We start from the raw sequence: 17,542 nt of genomic DNA on the forward strand, positions 1-17,542 counted from the left end.
TCAGCGGACCCGTACCGCTCAGCATTCACTCACCGTATCGACCTCGACGGTGTACAGCCGCAGCACCGTCAACACGCCGGCAGCGAGAAACGCCAAGGCAATGATCGACAACGCGCCACTGGAACGTCCCGTCCCCTCAAGGGTGGCCCCCAGCAAGGCAATGCCGGTCACGCCGCCACATTGCCGGGCGGCGTTGAGTACGCCCGAGCCGACCCCGACCTTGCCGCTCGGCACGCTGGCCAGACATGCGCCGACAATCACCGGCAACGTCGCACCACCGAGGCCGATCAACAGGCCACCGATCAACAGGCTGAGCCGATCCAGGCCATACAACGCCAACAACGCCGCGCCCAGCGCGCCACACACCATGCCAGCGGCACCGACTGTCCGCGCACCGAACAGATTCGACAGACGCCCCGACAGACTGGCCATCACGCCAGTCGCAATGGTCATCGGGATCATCGCCACGCCGACCTCGACCGGGCTGCGACCCTGCCCTTGCAAGGCAAACGGCAACACGAACAGGCTGCCGTAATACGCCAGGGTTTGCAGGAACCCCGCACCGATCGCGGCGGAAAACGTCCTCGACGCAAACAGGTTCAACGGCAACATGGGCTCGCGCTGTTTTTTCTGCGAATAAATGAACGCCGCACCCAACACCAAAGCCATGAGCAACGTCGCCACCACCCAATGATGTTGCCAGCCCCACACAGGGCCCTCGATCAGGGCAAAGATCAACGACACCAACCCCAGCGCCGACAGCGTTTGCCCTGCCCAATCAATGGATCGCGGTTGCACCGGCAAGGCACTTTTGCGCGATAAACAGCAGGCCAGCGCCAACAGACAAAATGGTACGTTCAGATAAAAAATCGAGCGCCAGTTCAACCATTCCACCAGCGCCCCACCGAGCAAAGGCCCGGCCACCAGCGCCAATGCCGAAATGCCGCCCCACAGCGCCACGGCCCGCGCCCGATGCTGTGCATCCGGGAACGCTTCGACCAGCAATGCCATGGAGCCGGGCAGCATCAATGCCGCACCGATGCCTTGCACTGCGCGGGCGCCGATCAGAGCGATCACGCTGGGCGCCAGTCCACAGGCCACCGATGCCAGGGTGAACACCAACAACGCAAACGCGAACACCTTGCGCGCGCCCAAGCGGTCACTCAACGCGCCCGCTGACAACAGCAAGCTGGCGAACACCAATGTGTAGGCACCGGCAATCCATTGCAGGCGGTCCATCCCGGTCAACAAGTCCTGACCGATGCTGGGCAGCGCCACATTCAACGCCGTGACATCCAGCGCCACCATGAACGAACTCACCGCCACGCTGATGAGAACAGGAACCGCCGAGGCCGCTCTGGCCGTCAGCTCCTTTGACTGGACTTCACTCACTTGGCAACACCTCACTGTGTATTCAGGGGCGATCCTGAGGGCGTGCAGGTGCTTCGTAAAATTAAATATCGATTACCCGAGCATAAGAGGAACTACTGAGATGATGAACCTGATGCACTGGCGACTACTGATCGCCGTCGCCGACGCTGAAAACGTATCCCGCGCCGCCGAGCGTTATGGCATTACCCAGTCCGGCGCGAGCCAGGCCCTGACGCAAATGGAGGAAGCGCTGGGCGTGAAGGTCTTCGTGCGCGATCGCCGCCAGACCACCGCGACCGCCATCGGCCAGCAGATCATCGATCGTGCGCGGCGCATGCTCAGCGAATTCGAATCCATCCAGAACCTCGTCGACGCGTCGCGCGGCTGTCATCTGGGGCGAATCAAACTGGCGAGCTTCCCTTCGGTGTTTGCCTCGTTGTTGCCACCGTTGCTGCAAAGCTTCAGCCGCCTGCATCCGGGGATCGAAATCGTCTCGCTCGAGGGCACTGACGAAGAGGTTGAACAGTGGCTGGACAACAGCAGCGTCGACCTTGGCGTGGTGATGAACCCTTGCCCGTCGCGCGGCGCCGTGTTGCTGGGACGTGATTCATGGGTGGCGGCGGTGCCGGCCAGCCACGAGCTGGCACGCAAGTCTTCCGCCAGCACCATCGCCCTCAAAGACCTGGTGGACGAGCCGTTCATTCTCGCCACCGGCGGCTGTCATTTGCACGGCCAGTCGCTGGTCGAGCGTGAAGGCCTGTCCCTCAGTGACATCAAAATCACCGTGCGTGACTGGACCACCGCATTCGCCCTGATCAGTGAAGGCATGGGCATTTCAATCGTGCCGGCCTCGACGCTGCCGGTGGATCGGCGCGGCATGCGCGTGTTCGAGCTGAGCAAACCGATTTACCGCGAGTTCGGTCTGGTCTGCTCTCAGACCGGCGAACGCACGCCATCAGCCCAGGCCTTTTTGAACGAAATCAGGAAGTCGACGCTGACCACCGAAATTCCGATGACCGTGCGCAGCACCGTGGCCAAAGTCGCCTGAGACACCATAAGACGACCTTATGACGGGCGTATGAAATCGTAATTTTACCGAATGGTTACAGCCCACCAGTATGTCTGGACCAAGGTTTACAGCCGTTTCATCGCCAAAGGAACGGCGCCACATCCGGGTAGTCGCTACCCGTATATAAGGAGAGAACATGAAACTGTATTTCGCCCCGATGACCTGCTCGTTGTCCCCGCACATCGTTCTGCGTGAACTGGGCCTGCCCTTCGAACTGATCCGGGTCAACAACAAGACCAAACGCACCGCCGACGGCGTAGATTTCCGCGACATCAACCCCAAGGGTTATGTCGCAGCGCTGGTACTGGACAATGGTGAGGTGCTGACCGAAGGCCCGGCAATCGTCCAGTATCTGGCTGATCTGGTGCCGGGCAACTCCCTCGCACCTGCCAACGGCACCTGGGAACGTTCACGCCTGCAAGAACTGTTGAACTTCATCACCTCCGAAGTCCACGGTGGCAGCGCGCCGTTGTTCAACGCTGACATTCCCGAGCCGACCAAGGAAATCTTCCGCCAGAAGCTGTTCAAGCGTCTGGACTATCTGAACAAGAAACTGGTGAACAAGGATTACCTGCTGATCACCTTCGGCCTGGCCGACGCCTACCTGTTCACCGTGCTCAAGTGGCTGCCATTCTTCAACATCGACGTCAATGACTGGCCGGAACTGGGCTCGTTCATGACTCGTATCGAAGCGCGCCCGAGCGTACAGGCAGCCATTGCCGCCGAAGAGGCCACCCAGCCGGTTTAACTTCGGACCGTCGGAAGCCAGGCCTCCCTGGCTTCTGCCCCACTTCAACTGGATGAAGATCCCATGCAGAAAATAGATCGCGTCCCAAGCGGCCACGCAGGACGGAGCCGTTCCTGCGCATACGCCGACCTTATCTGGACCGTGGCAACCTCCCCCGACACTTCACTGGACATCGCCGGCCAGACCCATCAGGCCCTGAACAGCCTGAGCGCCAGTCTTGCAGGCCTGGGTTCCGACCACAGCCGCATGTTGTCCGCCCTAATTCTACTGGCCGACATGCGTGACAAGCCTCTAGTGGATGAGATCTGGGCGCAATGGATCGGCGACGACCCGCAGCACTGGCCGCAACGCGCCTGTTACGGCGTCGATCTGGGCGGCAAATTACTGATCGAAATCATCGTCACGGCGGTGCTAGGATCGGCAGATGGCGCATAACGATCAGATCGATCTGGTGATCCGTACCTGCGAAGCCCAACGCAGCGCCGCGATGCTCGGTGGTCATCTGGACATTTTCAGCCACCTGTTTCATCCCGACCTGACCTACATTCATTCGAGCGGCGTAATCGACGACCTGAAAAGCTATCTGGAGAAATGTCGCTCCGGCGAGTTCATCTATCACGCCCTGAATCACCAGATCGACAAAATCACCCGGGTGGGCGAGCTGGCTATCGCGTTCGGTGAACTGATCACCACGGTGACCTCCGGCGGGAGCAAAAAACGCCTGCACAACCGAACGCTGACAGCCTGGCAGAAAACCGGTGAGCAGTGGCAGTTGCTGGTGTATCAGGCGACGGCGTTGAAGCCGCCCGTAGTGATGTAAACTGCGGCGCAATTCACTCGCTCACACAAGGGATCGGCATGGCCAACCAAGACATTACCTTCACCCCGGATCCGGACGCGGACTCGATTTCTTCGGACGTCGCGACCTTCAACGGGATCATCGTTTCCACGCAGATTCCAACCCGCGCCGACGGCAGCCTGGAACTGGGCGATATCACCGCGCAGAGCGAATGCACACTGCAAGCGTTGAAAGTCGCGCTGGAACGCGCCGGCAGTTCGATGGACCGGGTCATGCATCTGACGATCTACCTCACCGACATGGCCGACCGCGCCGCGTTCAACGAGGTTTACCAGCGCTTTTTCGCCAAACCATGGCCGGTTCGCGCGGCAGTGGGCGTGGCGTCGCTGGCGGTTGCCGGCATGCGCGTGGAAGTCACCGCCATGGCCGCCAAGGCCTGATCCAGCGTTGAACCCAGCTGCTTGCAGGAGCTGTCGAGTAAAACGAGGCTGCGATCTTCTGATCTTGAAAATCAACTCGGATCAAAAGATCGCAGCGTGCCGCAGCTCATGCAGGCGTGCTCTGGGTGAACAGTCAGCCATCCGGCAGCACGGGCGTGCCGGGCGCGCGTTTCGGGGGTAGAATGCGCGCCTAACCGTGACCGCCTGACTAAAAAAACTATGTCCTTGCCCAAGCATCATCTGGAATTGCTCAGCCCTGCCCGCGATGTAGCCATCGCCCGTGAGGCGATCCTGCACGGCGCTGACGCCGTGTACATCGGCGGCCCGAGCTTCGGCGCACGCCACAATGCCTGCAACGAAGTCGGCGAAATCGCCGAACTGGTGGAGTTCGCGCGCCGTTACCACGCGCGAATTTTCACCACCATCAACACCATCCTGCACGACAACGAACTGGAGCCGGCGCGCAAGCTGATCCATCAGTTGTACGATGCCGGTGTCGACGCGCTGATCGTTCAGGATCTGGGCGTGATGGAGCTGGACATTCCGCCGATCGAGCTGCACGCCTCGACCCAGACCGACATCCGCACTCTCGAGCGTGCGAAATTTCTCGATCAGGCCGGTTTCTCGCAACTGGTCCTCGCTCGCGAGCTGAACCTGCAGGAAATTCGCGCGATTGCCGATGAAACCGAGGCCGCCATCGAGTTTTTCATTCACGGCGCGTTGTGCGTGGCGTTCTCCGGCCAGTGCAACATTTCCCACGCGCAGACCGGGCGCAGTGCCAACCGCGGCGACTGTTCCCAGGCTTGCCGGCTGCCTTACACCCTCAAGGATGAAAAAGGTGGGGTGATCGCCTACGAAAAGCATCTGCTGTCGATGAAGGACAACAACCAGAGCGCCAACATTCGCGCGCTGGTTGAAGCGGGTGTGCGTTCGTTCAAGATCGAAGGTCGCTACAAGGACATGGGTTATGTGAAGAACATCACTGCCTATTACCGCCAGCGTCTCGACGCGGTATTGGAAGACCGTCCGGACCTGGCCCGTGCTTCCAGCGGTCGCACCGCGCATTTCTTCCTGCCCGACCCGGAAAAGACCTTCCATCGTGGCAGCACCGATTACTTCGTCACCGATCGCAAGATCGATATCGGCGCCTTCGACTCGCCAACCTTCACCGGCCTGCCGGTCGGCATCGTCGAAAAAGTCGCCAAGCGTGACATGCAGGTTGTGACCCACGAACCGCTGTCCAACGGCGACGGCCTCAATGTCTTGGTCAAACGCGAAGTGGTCGGTTTCCGCGCCAACATTGCTGAAGCCAAAGGCGAATTCGAAGAAGACGGCGAGAAGCGCTATCGCTACCGCGTCGAACCTAACGAAATGCCCGAAGGCTTGTTCAAACTGCGCCCGAACCACCCGTTGAATCGCAACCTCGATCACAACTGGCAACAGGCGCTGCAAAAAACCTCGTCCGAGCGCCGTGTCGCGCTGAGCTGGCTGGCGCGTTTGCGCGAAGATCAACTACAAGTGACCGCGACCAGCGAAGAAGGCATCAGCGCCAGCGTCAGCCTGAACGGCCCGTTCGGCGTGGCCAACAAGCCGGAGCAAGCGCTGGAACAGCTGCGCGATTTGCTCGGTCAGCTTGGCACCACGCAATATCACGCCACCGACATCAAGCTCGATGCGCCACAGGCGTTCTTCATCCCCAACTCGCAGCTCAAAGCCCTGCGCCGTGAAGTGATCGAAGCCCTGACGGCCGCCCGTGTCGCCGCACATCCGCGGGGCCAGCGCAAAGCCGAAACCAGCCCGCCGCCGGTTTATCCGGACTCGCACCTGACCTTCCTCGCCAACGTCTACAACCAGAAGGCGCGCGACTTCTACCACCGTCACGGTGTGAAGTTGATCGATGCGGCGTACGAAGCTCACGAAGAGCCAGGCGAAGTGCCGGTGATGATCACCAAGCACTGCCTGCGTTTCTCCTTCAACCTGTGCCCGAAACAGGCCAAAGGCGTGACCGGCGTGCGCACCAAAGTCGCGCCGATGCAGTTGATTCACGGCGATGAAGTGCTGACGCTGAAGTTCGATTGCAAGCCGTGCGAGATGCACATCATCGGCAAGATGAAAGGCCACATCCTCAATCTGCCGCAACCGGGCAGCGTGGTCGGCCACATCAGCCCCGAAGACTTGATGAAAACCATCCCGCGCGCTCCGCACTGAGTGGCCGAGGTGCGCGGTGCTTCGGCGCCGCGCGCTTCGACTTCGCCAGGCCTGGGCAAATCGCAGGCATAAAAAAACGCCAACTTCTTGCGAAGTTGGCGTTTTTCGATATATGGCAGGGGCGGCTGGATTCGAACCAACGCATGGCAGGATCAAAACCTGCTGCCTTACCGCTTGGCGACGCCCCTACTGCTCTGTCCAGCGGCTCCGAGAGGATCGCTGTGAGAACGGGGCGCAATTTACCAAGGTTCTTGGCGTTTGTGAAGCGCGGATTGAAATATTTTTTGTTTTAAAACAGAGACTTATTTTTTTCAGCAGAACCGTGTCCAGCGGCCCGGTTTTTTGAGCGTTGTGTATCACAGTGTGTACATGTCCGATACCGATACATCCCCTTGCAACCACAACGATTTTCGACACAGCCCGGATACGTCCCCACGCTCTAATGCACCCATGGTTTCAAGGCTTCTTCCCTTCCCTTGACCAAAGACTTGCACAGGAGACGTCATCATGAAAAAGGCACTGCACTCGCGTAAAACCGCACTCGGTCTGTCGATTGTGGCGTTGTCGCTGTTCGGCGCTGTGACCAGCGTTCAGGCGCAAACCGCTGAACCCGCCGCCATCAGCTATTCCGCGCCCTCACCCTTCGGCCCGTTGAAACACGTGCAGGCCGGCCTGCTCGACGTCGCTTACGCCGAAACCGGCCCTGCCGAGGGCCCGGTGGTCATCCTGCTGCACGGTTGGCCCTACGACATTCACAGCTACGACGAAGTCGCGCCGCTGCTTGCGGCCCAGGGTCACCGCGTGCTGATGCCGTATGCGCGCGGTTATGGCGATACGCAGTTCCTCTCCAAAGACACATTGCGCAACGGTCAACCGGCGGCGCTGGCCAGTGATGTCATCGATTTCATGGACGCGCTGAAGATCAAACAAGCGGTGCTCGGCGGCTATGACTGGGGCGCACGCTCGGCGGACATCGTTTCGGCGTTGTGGCCCGAACGCGTGAAAGCGCTGGTCTCGGTCAGCGGCTATCTGATCGGCAATCAGGCCGCCGGACAAAACCCGCTGCCGCCCAAGGCTGAATTGCAGTGGTGGTATCAGTTCTACTTCGCGACTGACCGTGGCCGCGCCGGTTACGCGAAAAACACTCACGACTTCGCCAAGCTGATCTGGCAACTGGCCTCGCCGCAATGGAAGTTCGATGACGCCACGTTCGAGCGCAGTGCCAAAGCGCTGGACAACCCCGACCACGTCGACATCACCGTGTTCAATTACCGCTGGCGCCTGGGCCTGGTGCAGGGCGAAGCGAAATACGCGGCGCTGGAACAGAAACTCGCAACCGCGCCGTCAATCAGTGTGCCGACCATCACCCTGGAGGGCGACGCCAACGGTGCGCCACACCCGGCGCCAGAGGATTACGCCAAGCGCTTTACCGGCAAATATCAGTTCCGTTTGATCAACGGCGGCGTCGGCCACAACTTGCCGCAGGAAGATCCGCAGGCGTTTGCCAAGGCTGTGATTGATGCGGATCACCTGTAAGAGCCCCTCGCCCTGGCCTCATCCCAGAGGCTGGGGCTATTTGACCAGCCGTTTTTCTTTGGACGGTCTGTAGCCGAAATACGAGCTGTAACATTTGCTGAAATGGCTCGGCGAAACGAATCCGCACGCCACCAGCACTTCCACTTGCGACAACTCGGTGTGCTGCAACAAGCGCCGAGCTTCGGTGATGCGCAGTTCGAGGTAATAGCGCTGCGGCGTGGTGCCGAGTTGTTCTTTGAACAGGCGCTCCAACTGCCGACGCGAGCGACCGGCGTAGACCGCCAATTGCTCCAGTTCCAACGGCTCTTCCAGATTGGCATCCATCAGTTTCACCACCTCACGCAGTGGCGCACTGACGCAGATGTTTTCGTCCGGTTTGATCCGGCGGTAGCGCGACTCCTCAAAGGCCAGAATGTCTTCGATGCCTTCGACCAACGCCTTGCCGTGCAGGCTTTTGATCCAGTCCAGCGCCATGTGAAACGCCCCGGACGGACTCGATGCCGTCAGTCGGTCGCGGTCAATCACGTAAGGTTCGCTGCTGACGTGGGTGGTTTTGGCGATCTCGGTGAGGGCTGGACGGTGTTCCGGATGGATCGCGCAACGATAACCGTCGAGCAGCCCTGCGCGCCCAAGAAACCAAGCGCCGTTCCACAGCCCGGCGAGACTGATGCCCCGCTCCGCCGCCGCCCTGAGCAAGTGGATGAACTCGTCACTGGCGCGCAACTCGGTGCGATAACCGCCGCACATCACCAGCAAATCCAGTTCCTGCAGCGCCGCCAGATCGAGTCGGACATCGGGCCGGATAACCAGCCCCAGATCGCTGACCACCTCGCCCTCCCCCAGCCCGAACGTGCGGGACGCAAAGAGCCCCGGACGCAGCAGGTTCGTGGTGACAACCGTGTCCAGCGCCTGAGTGAAGGCCGGCAGCGAGAAATGTTCCAGCAGCAGAAAACCGGTGCGGGTCAGGCGTGGGTTGTCGGCGCTTTGCTCATTCAGGTAGCGGAGGTTTTTACCCTTCATGCCCCCGCTGAATTGACGTCGTTCGATCAAGTTCTGTTCCATCGGTCTGTTGTTATGCGCCGATAGTTGGCCTGATCCGGCAAAGAGTCAATCACGCCTGCGATCGATCTCTGGGCGATCAGACAATTGTGCTCGATCCAGCACCCAGTCGACCTTCCAGACGACCATGCAGCACGTAGTGTTGATAGCCGCTGGTAAAGCCACCGGCAGCGACGGCAGCGTTGACATCGGCATTCATGCGCAGATATTGCGCCTCGTCGAAATGTTCGGCGCGGACTTCTCCGGCGCGCCCAAGCTTGTCGCTTTCGATGGGCTGTTCGAGAATCGTGCGTCGCTGGAAGTCGATGATGCGGTTGACCGCATGGCTCTCCAGCGGGCCATGATTGGGCGATGCCGAATAAATGTGCAGACCGTTCTTCGCGCAGCGATTGCACAGGTCGACGCAATTGCTCTGCGTGGATTTACGGCTCATCAGTTCCTGGACCGGCATATCCAGGTACTTGCCGACGCTGTATTCACTTTGCTTGAAAATCGTGCAGCACAGCACCGTATTCCCGTTACAGTCGAGCACCAGCCAGTCGTCTTTGAGGGTGCAGGCCTGCTTCGGGTAGTGCTTGACCAGATTTACCAGATCTTCATAAGGCGGCAGCGCCAGCCTTTTCAGGGTGTCCCGATCAGTGTCGGTCACGGAGGCATCGCCTTCGACAATGGCGAAGGTCTTCTCCAGAGGCATCATGACGGAAAAACCGGTGGAGAACTTGAAGCCGAGGCGCTCACTGAATTCGCGCATCAGGCCCTCTTCTTCGAGGTTATCCAGATAACGGTGGTAGTAAACCTCGATGATCGTAGTCAGGCCGTGACGCTGCTTGAGGTCATGCAGCTTGATCATGTTCTGCTTCACCACCTCGATATCACCACCCACATGCCCTTGCGCGTAGGTTTCCTGATAGAAGCCGGACAGCGAGATACGGAAAAACCAAGGGTTGGCCAACATGGCGGTTTCCATGTTCTTGGCCAGGTTGAGGTTGGAACTGATGCCACTCTGCATGCCGGCCGCATTGATGATTTCAACAAACTCACCAATGCGCGGGTGAATCAAAGGCTCGGTCCAGTTGTACAGAAAAATCGACTCGACACCTTCGCGCCGGGCCTTGTCGACAATCTGCTTGAACATGTCGATTTGCATGGCTTTTTTGAAGTTTTCGTTTTCCGAATTCCCCATGGGGCAGGAAGGGCAACTCAGATTGCACGCCCCGACAATGTCGATATACATGTTCAACATCAGTACCGCTCCTTGGGTGAAAGCCACGCCTCTCATCACTGCCGGGGCTTTCGGTCGCCGTTAGTTATTTTTTTGACGCAATTGACATGCCTGCTAGCAATTAATGCACCACATTGGCGGATGCCATCAGCTCAATCACCCAATCGATGAACACGCGTAATTTGCGACTGATATGCCGGTTCGGCGGATACGCGAGGTAGAGCGGCATCGACTGCAGTTGCCAGCCGGGGAACAGCGGCACCAACTCGCCGCGCTCTTCGTGCGCCGCGGACATGTATCTGGGTAGCCACAACACGCCCATCCCGGCAAGGCCTGCCGCCAGATAAGCGTTACCGTCGTCGACCGCCAACACGTGCCGCCCCTTGATTTGCAAAGTCTCGCGGTCGTTGTGCAAGGCATACGGCACGGGCTTGCCCGTGCGCGCCCAGAGAAAACCCACCACGCGATGATGCGAATCCTCCAGTTCGCGCGGGTGTACGGGCGTCCCCTCGCGCGCCAGATACGCCGGTGCGGCAAACACTCCCAACTGAAGATCGGCGAGCTTGCGCGCCATCAACGATTGATCCAGCAACTCGCCGCCGCGCACCACGCAGTCGACGTTCTCATCGATGATATCGACGATGCGGTCGCTGACGCCCATGTCGATCTGGATATCGGGATAGCGGCGATGAAAATCCGGCAGCGCCGGCACCAGAATGTGCCGCGCGAACGGACTTGGTACATCGATCCGCAAGCGCCCCGACGGCACCGTCGCCACTCCGGGCAGACTGCTTTCAGCGTCGTCCATGTCCGCCAGTAGCCTGACCACGCGTGCGTAGTACGCCGCACCGTCAGCTGTGACGTTGACCTTGCGCGTGGTGCGGTTGAGCAACCTGACCCGCAGTCGCGCTTCCAACTGCTGAACCAGCTGGGTCACGGTGGTTTTGCTCATGTGCAGGGTTTCTGCCGCTTTGGTGAAGCTGCCCGCCTCGACCACCCGCGCGAAGGCTTGCATTGCGTCGAACCGGTCCAAGCGACGCCCTCGATTGTTTGGGATTCACAAACAGTGAGCGCCAAGTTTGCGCGTTTATCGCCCGCCTGCAAATACCTACAGTGGAGCCCTCAACTCAAATGAAGGAGACACTTTCATGGCTAAGCGCGACGTCGTATTCCCACCCGCACGCCGTACCCTTTATGAACGCCATCGTTACTCGCCCGCCGTGCGCGCCAACGGTTTTCTGTTTGTCTCGGGACAGGTAGGCAGCACCGAAGACGGCACCCCTGAGCCGGATCTGCAGAATCAGGTGCGCCAGGCATTCAGCAACCTCAACGCAATCCTGCATGAGGCCGGCTGCACGTTTGACGACGTGGTGGATGTCACCGTGTTCATCGTTGATCCACAGGCGAAATTCGAGACGATCTGGAATGTTGTCCTGACGGAGTTCTGGGGCGACGCCCCGCATCCGACCGTGACGGCTGTTGGCGTAACCTGGCTGTACGGTTTCGATTTCGAGATCAAGGTGATCGCGAAGCTGCCTGAATCCTGACAGCTGTCAAAACCGTAGGCGCTGCGGCACGCTGCGATACTCTCATTTCTGATTGTTCCCGCGCTGTGCGGGGGGATGCAGGCCGGGCCCTCCGCGTCCCACAATCAAAAGACCGCAGCGTACCGCGGCTCCTACGCGTACAGGGCGTATAACGTGGCAAAGGTCTAACGCTGGCCTTGGACGCCGCGAATGCGTATAACCTCGCCGTTTCGGCTAACCTGAGCTTGCGCCTCACGTCGCCACTTCAGCTTATTTGATGCTCACGAAACGGAGAATTCCATGCTCAAACGAACCCTGGCACTGACCGCCGGCCTGGCCCTGTCCTTTTCTGCGCTGGTGGCACAAGCCGCCGACGTCCTGCGGGTCAGCGCCATCCCCGACGAGGCGCCGACCGAACTGCTGCGCAAATTCGAACCGTTGGGTGCTTATCTGGAGCAGCAACTGGGCATGAAGGTGCAGTTCGTGCCGGTGGCGGATTATCCGGCGGTGGTTGAAGCGCTGGCCACCGACCGTCTCGATATGGCCTGGCTGGGCGGTTTCACTTTCGTGCAGGCGCGCCTGAAGACCGATGCGACCACACCGGTCATTCCATTGGTACAGCGCGAGCAGGATGCGCAGTTCACCAGCAAATTCATCACGGCTGATCCCAACGTTAAAAGCCTCTCCGACCTGAAGGGCAAGACGTTTGCCTTTGGCTCGGTCTCGTCCACTTCGGGCAGCCTGATGCCGCGTTATTTCATGCTGAAAAACGACGGGATCAAGCCCGAAGCCTATTTCAGCCGCGTCGCCTACTCCGGCGCCCACGACGCCACCGTTGCCTGGGTGCAGGCCGGCAAGGTCGATGCCGGCGTGCTCAACGCCAGCGTCTGGCAAAAACTGGTGGATGCCGGCAAGGTCGACACCAACAAAGTCAAAGTCTTCGCGACCACCCCGACGTACTTCGACTACAACTGGACCGTGCGCGGTACGCTTGATCCGGCCATCGCGGCGAAGATCAAGAAAGCCTTCCTCGACCTCGACCCAGCCAATCCTGAGCAGAAAAAGATCCTCGATTTGCAAGCCGCCAGCCGTTTCATCGACACCAAACCCGAGAACTACAAGGGCATCGAGGAAGCCGCCCGCGCCGCCGAATTGCTGAAATGACCCTACGCCTCAACCAGGCCAGCCTGCGCCACGCCAACGGAGTCGATGCCCTGCGTGGTGTCGATTTGCAAATCGGCGTGGGCGAACAGGTGGCAATCATCGGCCCGTCAGGAGCCGGCAAATCGAGTCTGCTCAATCTGCTGGCCACCGCGTTGCGGCCCAGCAGCGGCGAGAACGAAATTCTCGGCGAACGTGCCTGGCACCTTTCTGCCCGCCAACGCCAACGCCTGCGCGCGCGGATCGGGCTGGTGCACCAAGCCCCGCCGCTGCCGCCGCGGCAACGGGTGGTCACCGCGGTGCTGGCCGGCAAGCTCGGCCAGTGGAGTCTGGGCAAAAGCCTATTGAACCTGCTGCACCCGATCGACGTCGCCGGCGCACGCGCGGCACTGGCGCGGCTGGATCTGGGCGACAAGCTGTTCGCCCATTGCCAGCAACTGTCCGGCGGTCAACTGCAACGGGTCGGTATCGCCCGCGTGCTGTATCAGGCGCCGGAGATTCTCCTGGCGGATGAACCGGTGTCGGCGATGGACCCGGTGATGGCCGCGCATACGTTATCGATCCTGTCGCGCCACGCCTACGAGCACAACGTAACCCTGGTCGCAAGCCTGCATGCGGTGGACCTGGCGTTGTCGCACTTCCCGCGCATCATCGGCCTGCGCGACGGGCAGATTCTCTTCGACAGCCCTTCCGAACACGTCAGCCAAACGATGCTCGACGCGCTGTATGCCAATGAAAAACTGCAATCGCCGACCGTGGCGGTGGCGCCTTTGACTGTGCAGATTCCACGATGCTGAGCGCTGATTCACGGGACCCGGCGGCGTGGCCTCGATTAGTCCTGACGGTGCTGGCGGTTGCCCTGTTGTGGCCGGGCGTTCAGCTCAGTGAGTTGAATCTGGGCGTACTGCTGCCCGGCAGCGATAACGAAATGGGCCGGTTTGTCGCGCAATTCTGGCCGCCGGCCCACGACGCGGCGTTTCTCGGTTTACTGCTGACCGCCACTTTGCAAACGTTGGCGATTGCCACTGCCGGCATGGCCCTGGCGTTATTGCTGGCAGTGCCGGCCAGCCTGATCGCCAGCCGCGCCTTGTCGCTCTCCGCTGCATCACGCAGTGGCGTGCCCAGTCGTGTGGGCCGTCTGTTGCGCTGGCCGGTGCGTGGCCTGCTGATATTTCTGCGCAGCGTGCCAGAAATTGTCTGGGCCCTGCTGTTCGTGCGCGCGGTCGGGCTTGGACCGGCGGCGGGCGTCCTGGCGATCGCGATCACTTACAGCGGCATGCTCGGCAAGGTCTACGCGGAGATTTTCGAGTCCACCGATCAGCGCCCGGCGCACGCCTTGTTGCAGGCTGGCGCTGGCCGACTGGCGGCATTTGCGTACGGCACGCTGCCCAATGTCGCGGCGGAGTTGCTGTCGTACACGGTGTATCGCTGGGAATGCGCCATTCGCGCATCAGTGGTGATGGGATTTGTCGGCGCCGGGGGCTTGGGTCAACAGATCGATTTGTCCATTCGCATGTTCGCAGGCGGTGAAGTCGCGAGCATGTTGCTGACGTTTCTGGTGCTGGTGCTGGCAGCCGATCAACTCAGCCGCTTGCTGCGCTGGAGGCTGACATGAATCGTCTGATCAACCTGCTGCTGCTTGCTGGCATCGGCGTAGCAGTCCTCGCATCGTTCGCCTATCTGGGCCTGGATCTTGGTGAAATGGGCAGCGCTGACAGCCTCAAGCAAATGGGTGCGTACATTCAGCGCTTTCTCAGCCCTGACCTCAGCGCCGGTTACCTGAAAGCCATCGTTCACGGCTCGATGGAAACCCTGGCGATGTCGGCCCTCGGAACGTTGCTCGCCGCGGTGTTCGGCATCCTCATCGCCCTGCCCGCCGCCGGGCGTTTCGGTTGGCCGCTGCAGAGCGCGTCGCGGTTGCTGCTCAACGGTCTGCGGGCAATTCCGGAGCTGGTCTGGGCGGCGCTGATGGTGCTCGCCGCCGGCCTCGGCCCCAACGCCGGCACCCTCGCCCTCGCCCTGCACACCACCGGCGTGCTCGGCCGATTGTTCGCCGAAGCTTTGGAAAACACTCCGCCGCAACCTGCCGAAGCCATTCGCTTGCAGGGCGGCAATCCGATTCTCGCGTTCTGCTACGGCACCTTGCCCAATCTCGCGCCGCAACTGCTTGCCTACATCCTGTATCGCTGGGAAAACAACATCCGCATGGCCAGCGTGCTGGGCTTTGTCGGTGCCGGCGGGCTTGGGCAGATGCTCTATGTCAGCCTCAGCCTGTTTCAGGAGGCGCAGGCCAGTACGGTGATTCTGGCGATGCTGGTTCTGGTGTTCATGGTGGACTGGCTGAGTGCCTGGAGCCGCCAGCGCTGGGTGAAGGCGTAGGCGTCAGTGGATATCTGGCAAAAGCTGATTATGCTCAAGGAAACCTCGCACCTGTGCGAGGCGGTCAGACTGTGCAAGTTTCACGCGAACGCAAGGGCGGCATTTGCCACAAGGCCAGAGTGCGATAAGCAGTAATGGGGGACTCCGGCCTACAACAATAAGCACGACGGAGAACACCCATGGCCACAATCGACACAGCATCCACCGGCAGTCCACCGCGCAGCGGCGGCATCACCAAGGAGGAGCGCAAGGTTATCTTCGCCTCCTCGCTCGGGACGGTTTTCGAGTGGTACGACTTTTATCTTTACGGCTCACTGGCGGCGATCATCGCCAAGCACTTTTTTGCCGGCGTCAACGAGACCACCGCATTCATCTTTGCCTTGCTCGCCTTCGCCGCCGGTTTTGCAGTGCGGCCGTTCGGTGCCATCGTGTTCGGTCGGCTCGGCGATATGATCGGGCGCAAACACACCTTCCTGATCACCATCGTCATCATGGGCGTCTCGACAGCGATCGTCGGTCTGCTGCCCGGCTACGCGACCATTGGTGTCGCCGCGCCGGTTATTCTGATTACCTTGCGTCTGCTGCAAGGCTTGGCGCTGGGCGGTGAGTATGGCGGCGCGGCGACCTATGTTGCCGAACACGCACCGCGCAACAAACGTGGATTTTTCACTTCATGGATTCAAACCACCGCGACCCTCGGTCTGTTCATGTCGCTGCTGGTGATTCTTGCCTGCCGCACCGCGCTGGGCACTGAGGCGTTCGAAGCCTGGGGCTGGCGGATTCCGTTTCTGCTGTCGATCTTGCTGCTGATCGTCTCGGTGTACATCCGTTTGCAACTGAGCGAGTCGCCGGTCTTTCAGAAAATGAAGGATGAGGGCAAGGCGTCGAAAGCGCCGCTGACCGAGTCCTTTGCGCGCTGGGACAACCTCAAAGTGGTGATCATGTCACTGCTCGGCGGGACCGCCGGGCAAGCGGTGGTTTGGTACACCGGGCAGTTTTATGCGCTGTTTTTCCTGCTGCAAACGCTGAAGATCGATCCGCAGACCGCCAATCTGCTGATCGCCGGCTCATTACTGATTGGCACGCCGTTCTTCGTGATTTTCGGCAGTCTGTCCGACCGCATCGGACGCAAGCCGATCATCATGGTCGGATGCATTCTGGCGGCGCTGACGTATTTTCCGATCTTTCATGCGCTGACCCAGTACGGCAATCCCGACGTGTTTATCGCGCAGGAAAAGAACCCGGTGAAGGTCATCGCCAATCCGGACCAGTGTTCCTTCCAGTTCGATCCGGTGGGCAAAGCCAAATTCACCAGTTCCTGCGATCTGGCGAAGACCCTGCTGGCGAAACGGGCGATTCCGTACGAAAACGTCAGTGCCGAGCCCGGCACCGTGGCTCAGGTGCGAATCGGCGACAGAGTCGTCGAGAGCTTCGAGGGCAGCGCTCTGCCGGCCGCCGACTTCAAGACCCGCAACGATGCGTTCACCGCTAATCTCGGCACGGCACTGAAGGAAGCCGGATACCCTGAAAAAGCCGACCCGGCGAAGACCAACTACCCGATGATGCTGCTCCTGCTGACCATTCTGGTGATCTACGTGACCATGGTTTACGGGCCGATCGCCGCGTGGCTGGTCGAACTGTTTCCGACACGCATCCGCTACACCTCGATGTCATTGCCGTACCACATCGGCAACGGCTGGTTCGGCGGGTTTCTGCCGACAGTGGCATTCGCCATGGTTGCGGCGACCGGGGACATCTACTACGGCTTGTGGTACCCGATTGTCATCGCAGTCATGACCGCGATACTCGGCACCTTCTTCCTGCCGGAAACCAAGGATCGCGACATTCTCAAGGATTGAGGTTCGATGTAGGCCGAATCGCTTGCAGAGCAAGCTCCCACAGGAATTGGCGGGAAGGGATGGATTTAATGGCCAACCCAATAACCTGTGGGAGCCAGCCCTGCTGGCGATGGCGGCTGCGCGGTCGGCGGAAATTCACACCTCGCAAAAATATCGAACGCCTGC

The 17,542-nt window shown here is 60.2% G+C and carries 17 protein-coding genes and 1 tRNA gene; 13 read left to right on the forward strand and 5 right to left on the reverse strand.

Annotation, left to right across the window (positions count from 1 at the left end):
- Positions 1-18: 18 nt before the first annotated feature.
- Entirely contained in the window at positions 19-1,392 is a 1,374-nt protein-coding gene (locus EL257_RS15380) for an MFS transporter (RefSeq protein WP_126364009.1), read from the reverse strand.
- Positions 1,393-1,492: 100 nt separating this feature from the next.
- Between EL257_RS15380 and EL257_RS15385 the strand changes: the two genes are divergently transcribed.
- The 6 genes from EL257_RS15385 to EL257_RS15410 all read left to right on the forward strand — a co-directional run bounded on the left by EL257_RS15385 (position 1,493) and on the right by EL257_RS15410 (position 6,635).
- A complete protein-coding gene (locus EL257_RS15385; protein WP_172604487.1) occupies positions 1,493-2,419 on the forward strand; it encodes a LysR family transcriptional regulator in 927 nt (308 codons plus the stop codon).
- Positions 2,420-2,576: 157 nt separating this feature from the next.
- Positions 2,577-3,188, forward strand: coding sequence for a glutathione transferase GstA (gene gstA, locus EL257_RS15390; protein WP_126364011.1), 612 nt, complete (start codon positions 2,577-2,579; stop codon positions 3,186-3,188).
- Between the two features lie 63 nt (positions 3,189-3,251).
- Complete coding sequence (locus tag EL257_RS15395) at positions 3,252-3,623, forward strand: Rid family hydrolase (protein ID WP_126364013.1); 372 nt, start codon at positions 3,252-3,254, stop codon at positions 3,621-3,623.
- On the forward strand, positions 3,613-4,008 hold the full coding sequence (locus EL257_RS15400) for a nuclear transport factor 2 family protein (protein ID WP_126364015.1): 396 nt from the start codon (positions 3,613-3,615) through the stop codon (positions 4,006-4,008). The genes EL257_RS15395 and EL257_RS15400 overlap by 11 nt, the downstream gene beginning before the upstream one ends.
- A 38-nt stretch (positions 4,009-4,046) precedes the next feature.
- A complete protein-coding gene (locus EL257_RS15405; RefSeq protein WP_126364017.1) occupies positions 4,047-4,427 on the forward strand; it encodes a RidA family protein in 381 nt (126 codons plus the stop codon).
- Between the two features lie 219 nt (positions 4,428-4,646).
- Positions 4,647-6,635 carry a peptidase U32 family protein gene (locus EL257_RS15410; RefSeq protein WP_126364019.1) on the forward strand — a complete coding sequence of 663 codons (1,989 nt, stop codon included), beginning with the start codon at positions 4,647-4,649 and terminating at the stop codon, positions 6,633-6,635.
- Positions 6,636-6,748: 113 nt separating this feature from the next.
- Here the strand turns inward: EL257_RS15410 and EL257_RS15415 are convergent.
- Positions 6,749-6,823, reverse strand: a tRNA-Gln gene (locus EL257_RS15415).
- 319 nt (positions 6,824-7,142) lie between these two features.
- On the opposite strand from EL257_RS15415, the gene EL257_RS15420 reads away from it, so the two are divergent.
- Entirely contained in the window at positions 7,143-8,171 is a 1,029-nt protein-coding gene (locus tag EL257_RS15420) for an alpha/beta fold hydrolase (protein ID WP_126364021.1), read from the forward strand.
- Positions 8,172-8,207: 36 nt separating this feature from the next.
- Here EL257_RS15420 and EL257_RS15425 read toward each other — a convergent pair whose 3' ends face one another.
- The 3 genes from EL257_RS15425 to EL257_RS15435 form a co-directional block, all read right to left on the reverse strand.
- Positions 8,208-9,233, reverse strand: coding sequence for a GlxA family transcriptional regulator (locus EL257_RS15425; RefSeq protein ID WP_126364023.1), 1,026 nt, complete (start codon positions 9,231-9,233; stop codon positions 8,208-8,210).
- Between the two features lie 76 nt (positions 9,234-9,309).
- Positions 9,310-10,473, reverse strand: a complete 1,164-nt coding sequence (locus EL257_RS15430; RefSeq protein WP_232013020.1) for a radical SAM protein — start codon at positions 10,471-10,473, stop codon at positions 9,310-9,312.
- 100 nt (positions 10,474-10,573) lie between these two features.
- A complete protein-coding gene (locus EL257_RS15435; RefSeq protein WP_126364025.1) occupies positions 10,574-11,485 on the reverse strand; it encodes a LysR family transcriptional regulator in 912 nt (303 codons plus the stop codon).
- Positions 11,486-11,600: 115 nt separating this feature from the next.
- Here EL257_RS15435 and EL257_RS15440 point away from each other — a divergent pair, with 115 nt between their 5' ends.
- The 6 genes from EL257_RS15440 (at position 11,601) to EL257_RS15465 (ending at position 17,377) form a co-directional block, all read left to right on the forward strand.
- Positions 11,601-11,999, forward strand: a complete 399-nt coding sequence (locus EL257_RS15440; RefSeq protein WP_126364027.1) for a RidA family protein — start codon at positions 11,601-11,603, stop codon at positions 11,997-11,999.
- A 279-nt stretch (positions 12,000-12,278) separates the two neighbouring features.
- Positions 12,279-13,142 (forward strand): putative selenate ABC transporter substrate-binding protein, encoded by an 864-nt coding sequence (locus EL257_RS15445; protein ID WP_126364029.1) that lies wholly within the window; start codon positions 12,279-12,281, stop codon positions 13,140-13,142.
- Complete coding sequence (locus EL257_RS15450) at positions 13,139-13,936, forward strand: phosphonate ABC transporter ATP-binding protein (protein WP_126364031.1); 798 nt, start codon at positions 13,139-13,141, stop codon at positions 13,934-13,936. Before EL257_RS15445 ends, EL257_RS15450 begins: the two co-directional genes overlap by 4 nt.
- Positions 13,930-14,754: a PhnE/PtxC family ABC transporter permease gene (locus EL257_RS15455; protein WP_126364033.1), complete on the forward strand. Its 825-nt coding sequence runs from the start codon at positions 13,930-13,932 to the stop codon at positions 14,752-14,754. Before EL257_RS15450 ends, EL257_RS15455 begins: the two co-directional genes overlap by 7 nt.
- Positions 14,751-15,518: a phosphonate ABC transporter, permease protein PhnE gene (gene phnE / locus EL257_RS15460; protein WP_126364035.1), complete on the forward strand. Its 768-nt coding sequence runs from the start codon at positions 14,751-14,753 to the stop codon at positions 15,516-15,518. Before EL257_RS15455 ends, phnE begins: the two co-directional genes overlap by 4 nt.
- A gap of 179 nt (positions 15,519-15,697) precedes the next feature.
- A complete protein-coding gene (locus EL257_RS15465; protein WP_126364037.1) occupies positions 15,698-17,377 on the forward strand; it encodes an MFS transporter in 1,680 nt (559 codons plus the stop codon).
- The last annotated feature ends 165 nt before the right edge of the window (positions 17,378-17,542 follow it).

The sequence above is a fragment of the Pseudomonas fluorescens genome (assembly GCF_900636825.1).
GTDB lineage: Bacteria > Pseudomonadota > Gammaproteobacteria > Pseudomonadales > Pseudomonadaceae > Aquipseudomonas > Aquipseudomonas fluorescens_BG.

Bases quoted from the DNA above. Each gene is read 5' to 3' on its own strand.
- EL257_RS15385 (WP_172604487.1), top strand. From the start codon at position 1,493: ATGATGAACCTGATGCACTGGCGACTACTGATCGCCGTCGCCGACGCT.
- gstA (WP_126364011.1), top strand. From the start codon at position 2,577: ATGAAACTGTATTTCGCCCCGATGACCTGCTCGTTGTCCCCGCACATC.
- EL257_RS15395 (WP_126364013.1), top strand. From the start codon at position 3,252: ATGCAGAAAATAGATCGCGTCCCAAGCGGCCACGCAGGACGGAGCCGT.
- EL257_RS15400 (WP_126364015.1), top strand. From the start codon at position 3,613: ATGGCGCATAACGATCAGATCGATCTGGTGATCCGTACCTGCGAAGCC.
- EL257_RS15405 (WP_126364017.1), top strand. From the start codon at position 4,047: ATGGCCAACCAAGACATTACCTTCACCCCGGATCCGGACGCGGACTCG.
- EL257_RS15410 (WP_126364019.1), top strand. From the start codon at position 4,647: ATGTCCTTGCCCAAGCATCATCTGGAATTGCTCAGCCCTGCCCGCGAT.
- EL257_RS15420 (WP_126364021.1), top strand. From the start codon at position 7,143: ATGAAAAAGGCACTGCACTCGCGTAAAACCGCACTCGGTCTGTCGATT.
- EL257_RS15425 (WP_126364023.1), bottom strand. From the start codon at position 9,233: ATGGAACAGAACTTGATCGAACGACGTCAATTCAGCGGGGGCATGAAG.
- EL257_RS15430 (WP_232013020.1), bottom strand. From the start codon at position 10,473: ATGTTGAACATGTATATCGACATTGTCGGGGCGTGCAATCTGAGTTGC.
- EL257_RS15440 (WP_126364027.1), top strand. From the start codon at position 11,601: ATGGCTAAGCGCGACGTCGTATTCCCACCCGCACGCCGTACCCTTTAT.
- EL257_RS15445 (WP_126364029.1), top strand. From the start codon at position 12,279: ATGCTCAAACGAACCCTGGCACTGACCGCCGGCCTGGCCCTGTCCTTT.
- EL257_RS15450 (WP_126364031.1), top strand. From the start codon at position 13,139: ATGACCCTACGCCTCAACCAGGCCAGCCTGCGCCACGCCAACGGAGTC.
- EL257_RS15455 (WP_126364033.1), top strand. From the start codon at position 13,930: ATGCTGAGCGCTGATTCACGGGACCCGGCGGCGTGGCCTCGATTAGTC.
- phnE (WP_126364035.1), top strand. From the start codon at position 14,751: ATGAATCGTCTGATCAACCTGCTGCTGCTTGCTGGCATCGGCGTAGCA.
- EL257_RS15465 (WP_126364037.1), top strand. From the start codon at position 15,698: ATGGCCACAATCGACACAGCATCCACCGGCAGTCCACCGCGCAGCGGC.